This window comes from Oscillatoria sp. HE19RPO (genome assembly GCF_024220515.1).
Lineage (GTDB): Bacteria > Cyanobacteriota > Cyanobacteriia > Cyanobacteriales > Laspinemataceae > Laspinema.
Genome location: NZ_JAMXOT010000439.1, coordinates 1 through 5177 on the forward strand (window position 1 = coordinate 1; position 5177 = coordinate 5177).

Annotated in this window: 5 protein-coding genes; all 5 read left to right on the forward strand. The window is 48.1% G+C overall.

The genetic code is table 11. From position 1 onward, the window contains the following. The coding region (locus NG833_RS29115) for a CHAT domain-containing protein (protein ID WP_254568758.1) at positions 1-1692 on the forward strand (1692 nt) is incomplete at its 5' end. A gap of 42 nt (positions 1693-1734) precedes the next feature. Continuing rightward, positions 1735-2202, forward strand: coding sequence for a Mov34/MPN/PAD-1 family protein (locus NG833_RS29120; RefSeq protein ID WP_254568759.1), 468 nt, complete (start codon positions 1735-1737; stop codon positions 2200-2202). 115 nt (positions 2203-2317) lie between these two features. After that, complete coding sequence (gene moeB, locus NG833_RS29125; RefSeq protein WP_254568760.1) at positions 2318-3490, forward strand: molybdopterin-synthase adenylyltransferase MoeB; 1173 nt, start codon at positions 2318-2320, stop codon at positions 3488-3490. A 666-nt stretch (positions 3491-4156) separates the two neighbouring features. Continuing rightward, a complete protein-coding gene (locus tag NG833_RS29130) occupies positions 4157-4372 on the forward strand; it encodes a hypothetical protein (protein ID WP_254568761.1) in 216 nt (71 codons plus the stop codon). Between the two features lie 28 nt (positions 4373-4400). Then, positions 4401-4574 carry a hypothetical protein gene (locus NG833_RS29135; RefSeq protein WP_254568762.1) on the forward strand — a complete coding sequence of 58 codons (174 nt, stop codon included), beginning with the start codon at positions 4401-4403 and terminating at the stop codon, positions 4572-4574. Positions 4575-5177: the final 603 nt, after the last annotated feature.

Below are 5177 nucleotides of genomic sequence, written 5' to 3' on the forward strand. Positions count from 1 at the left end.
CCAGCAACAGGAGGAATGCAACAACCGCCAGCAACAGGCGGAATGCAACAACCCCCAACAGGCGGAATGCAACAACCCCCAACAGGCGGAATGCAACCGCCATCCCCCCCTCAACAGCAGCAACCTATCCAAGCGCAACCCAATGGCAACCTCGATCGCCTAAGCAATCCCACCCCAGCGATCGCCAGTCCTAATGGTCCGGAGATTGTTTCTCCACCCCCTATTTTGACCATAGAACCCCTCTCCCCTCCATCTGAACCGGGGGGACAATCGTCTGTCACACTTGCGCCTGCTGGCCCAAATCCCAGCAGTTCAGAGGCGATCGCCCCTCAACCTGCACCCAATACACCCCCTTCACAACCTCCCGGGGAGAATCCCCCTCCTCCAGACAGCAATCTGCCACCGGGAGAAGTTGCACCCCCACCCATCCCCATGAATGTGGCAAATATTACCCAATCCCTAGAGGTGGGAAATGTCAGTAATGCTGTCTTACAACTCGATCGCCTTCAGGATCAGCAATTTGCCACTTACTTAGGGACGGATCTGTCTCAACAACCCGTCCAATCCACCGAAAGCATTCGGGATACCTTGAGAAACATTACCCAACAAACCGACACCAAACCGGCGATCGTCTATACGTTATTATTGCCGGATCAATTAGAAATCGTGGTTGTTACAACGGAAGGAACTCCCATTCGGAAAACAGTTCCGGAAGCAAATCGGCAAGCAATCCTAGAAACGGCATTAGAATTACGTCAGCAAATTTCTAATCCTCGTTTCCGCAGTACCAAGCAATATTTAATCCACGCACAAACCCTGTATCAATGGTTAATTGCTCCCATTCAAGAGGAATTAGCAGCACAAAATATTGATACCTTACTGTTTAGTATGGATGCTGGATTACGGGGTCTTCCCATTGCTGCTTTACATGATGGGGAAAAATTTCTGGTTGAACAATATGCGATCGCCCTGATTCCCAGCATCAGTTTGACCGATATGCGTTACATTCCCCTTCGCAACAGTCGCGTGTTAGCAATGGGTGCAAGTCAGTTTACCCAACTGAATGCTTTACCTGCCGTCCCCTTAGAACTCTCCACCATCGCCGAAGAACTCTGGCAGGGTCAAGCATTGCTCAATGAATCCTTTACTCGCACCAATTTAATTGCCAAACGCCAAGAATATCCCTATCAAATCATCCACTTAGCAACTCACGCCGAATTTAACCCCGGTGAACAAAAGAATTCATTTATCCAACTCTGGAACGAACAACTTTACCTGGACGAATTAAGAACCCTAGGATGGAACAATCCCCAAGTTGAGTTATTGGTACTCAGTGCTTGTCGGACTGCCGTCGGTGATGAAACTGCCGAATTAGGATTTGCAGGTTTAGCACTTGCTGCTGGGGTTAAATCCGCCTTGGCATCTTTATGGTATGTTAGTGATGAGGGAACTTTGGCACTAATGACCGAATTTTATCAACATTTGGCAGAAGTACCCATCAAAGCTGAAGCGTTACAAAACGCTCAATTATCTCTCCTGCGAGGAGAGGTCAAGATTACCGAAGGCGAACTGCGGGGGACTGGAGTTTTGCGGGGGGTACAACTGCCTGCGGATTTAGTAGGAGTGGAGAATACCGATTTATCTCACCCCTATTATTGGGCCGGATTTACCATGATTGGTAGTCCCTGGTAGTGGTAAAATACAAGTCCAGAGGCGATAATTTAAAATCAAGGGATGATTCTCACTGTAACTGCAACTCACGCGGCCACCATTCGCACCCATGCCGAACGCACCTATCCCGAAGAGTGCTGTGGGTTGCTGTTAGGTGAGACTACCCCCACAGGTAAAACAGTGGTGGAAATCTGGGAAACCGAAAATGCCTGGAGTCCAGAAACCGCAGGGGAATTATCCGCCCCAGCAACCTTGACAAAAGAACGCCGATATGTTATACATCCAAAAGACCTACTGCGAGCGCAGAAACAAGGACGCGATCGCCAGCTTAAAATTATCGGCATTTATCACTCCCATCCCGACTATCCCGCGATTCCCTCGGAGTGCGATCGCGAATATGCTTGGTCAGAATACTCCTATATTATCGTCTCCGTAGAACAAGGCCAAGCCACCCAACTGAGCAATTGGTCTTTAGACGAAACCCATCACTTCCAACCCGAACCCCTAGTGATTGTAACGGCTGAATCCTAAAAGGGGCAAGAATTTCCAGTTTGGCGTTAAGAAAGTTTGCGGCGATCGCCCTGAGCCAAACATTGTCAACAGATTTAGATAAAATAGGAGTTTGCCCTGCCCGAGCAACACTGCCATGTTAAATCCCAATCTGGACGAAATCCAGTTAAACTCAGACGATTACGAACGCTACTCCCGCCATTTAATCTTACCCGAAATTGGCGTAGAAGGACAAAAGCGCCTAAAAGCCGCCAGCGTCCTTTGTATCGGCACCGGAGGTCTCGGTGCACCCTTGTTGCTATATTTAGCTGCTGCCGGTGTCGGACGCATTGGCATCGTCGATTTCGATGTCGTGGATACCTCCAACCTGCAACGACAAGTCATCCACGGTACCTCCTGGGTCAACAAACCCAAAATCGAATCCGCGAAAAACCGTATTCTGGAAATTAATCCCTTCTGCCAAGTTGACCTCTACAACACCCGGTTAAGTGCAGAAAATGCCCTCGATATCCTCAAACCCTACGATATTGTCGTCGATGGCACCGACAACTTCCCCACGCGGTACTTAGTCAACGATGCCTGCGTCTTGTTGGATAAACCGAACGTCTATGGTTCCATTTACCGCTTTGAAGGTCAGGCAACGGTGTTTAATTATCAAGGCGGTCCCAACTACCGCGACTTATACCCGGAACCGCCACCGCCAGGAATGGTCCCTTCCTGTGCCGAAGGGGGCGTTTTAGGCATTCTCCCGGGAATAATTGGGGTGATTCAAGCGACAGAAACCGTAAAAATTATTACGGGTGCCGGAACTACCCTGAGCGGGCGGCTCTTGCTTTATAATGCTTTGGATATGAAATTCCGAGAGCTGAAATTGCGACCCAATCCAGTTCGTCCCGTGATTGAAGAACTGATTGATTATGAACAGTTTTGCGGAATTCCTCAAGCAAAAGCAGCGGAGGCTCAACAACAAATGGAAATTTCAGAAATGACCGCCACTGAACTCAAGCAACTGATGGACAGTGGTGCAACAGATTTTGTGCTGATTGATGTTCGCAACCCGAACGAGTATGAAATTGCTCAAATTCCCGGTTCAGTTCTGGTCCCTCTACCGGATATTGAACAAGGAAAGGGTGTGGAGAAGGTGAAAGAATTAGCCAATGGTCATCGTTTGATTGCTCACTGCAAAATGGGCGGGCGATCGGCTAAAGCTTTGGGAATTTTGAAGGAAGCAGGGATCGAAGGAACGAACCTCAAAGGTGGAATTACCGCCTGGAGTCAAGAGGTGGATCCGTCGGTACCGCAGTATTAAGGGATTCAAAAATTCCGGCTAGAATACTGGGTTTTCTGACTCCTTGCGATCGCCCTCCAAAATAACTGAGGCGATCGCACCCACAAAAAACCCCCCAGAGGGCCTGGAGGGGTTAGAAATGTGACATGAGGGCATGATTTTTAGGTGTAACCCATCCTGACATTCACCCAGCGATCTTTGGAATGAATGCAAGGATTGAGGTTGGTTGTACTTAACTCTGACATAAGAACCAAACCAAACGAAATGCGCCGTGAGCATCAGAGGGTGTCAACGCTCTAATCCTGTGGCATTGCTTGCGTCCAGCTAGTGATTAATATATCCAGGCCATATTGCGTTCGTGTGAAATGGGTATGAAGTTTGCGTGACAGTTCCCAGCAATCCTCAGACGGTTTGAGCCTGACTCAAGTCTAAAAATAATCCCGGCGATCGGCAACAATATCGGGCTTTCTTTTGGTTATCTGCTGACTATCCTCAAGTTAAGTAGAGGTAAATCTCCACCCTTGTCAAGTATCCCCGGAGGAATTTTAACTTGATCCCCTACGGGGATTAATGATTTTTAAAAAAATGCTGATTTAAGCTCAAAATCGGGAAAACTAAGAAGAAGAAGGACATAATCCAGTAGGATAAACCCCAATACCTTAAACCGTCATTATTGAGGATAACGCTATGCTAGGCCCCACGTCTGAAGCCCAACGACATCAATCCACCTCCCTTGAGGGGTCTGCAACCCCATCGCGGACCTATCGAACCGACTCTCGCAACGACGTTTGTCGTCGCAATGGTTGGGAGAAAGAAGAAATGGAAATGGAGAAAATGCTGCGGGATCTTCCCGATCGCCTATCCTCCCTAGAAAGCTTCCGCGAACGGTCTACTCGGTGGTAAACTTATCAGTCAATTAACTGGAAAACGTTTGATTTTTGACAACCCTTGCGATCGCTGGCCTCCAACCCACCTGACTGCCGCCCTATCTCATGGCAGAATGACCCCCAGGATCGCCAATTCCACCGATGAAACTGCTTCTCGTCTTTCCTTCCGCCTCGGTTGCGTATTTCTGATTTCTGTTCCTGTTGGGTGCCACGCCTAAAACCCCAACAGGACAAGATTTCAACTAAGCATCACACAGCATCCCAGTCCCTCCCCACCGCCACCCGCTACAATTTCGGCCAGGGAACTACAATATTTAATTCAAGTTCGTAGTAACGTTCAGTCGTTTCTTATTGCTCGTAGTAACGACTTCAGTCGTACTCTTAAGTTCGTAGTAACAACTTCAGTCGTTTCTGATTGTTCGTAGTAACGACTTCAGTCGTTTCTGATTGTTCGTAGTAACAACTTCAGTCGTTTCTGATTGTTCGTAGTAACGACTTCAGTCGTTTCTGATTGTTCGTAGTAACGACTTCAGTCGTACTCTTAAGTTCGTAGTAAAAACTTCAGTCGTGCTCTTAAGTTCGTAGTAACGACTTCAGTCGTTTCCGGGTTCACAGAAACTGATATCTTGTACGAGTGGCAAACAGTGGGATGCGTTTGACATCCGGCGAGTTTTTCTTGAAGAAACGACTGAAGTCGTTACTACAAACGCCGGAAACGACTGAAGTCGTTACTACAAACGCCGGAAACGACTGAAGTCGTTACTACAAACGCCGGAAACGACTGAAGTCGTTACTACAAACGCCGGAAACGACTGAAGTCG

Coding starts and splice junctions, on each gene's coding strand:
- moeB (WP_254568760.1), top strand. CDS start 2,318: ATGTTAAATCCCAATCTGGACGAAATCCAGTTAAACTCAGACGATTAC.
- NG833_RS29130 (WP_254568761.1), top strand. CDS start 4,157: ATGCTAGGCCCCACGTCTGAAGCCCAACGACATCAATCCACCTCCCTT.
- NG833_RS29120 (WP_254568759.1), top strand. CDS start 1,735: ATGATTCTCACTGTAACTGCAACTCACGCGGCCACCATTCGCACCCAT.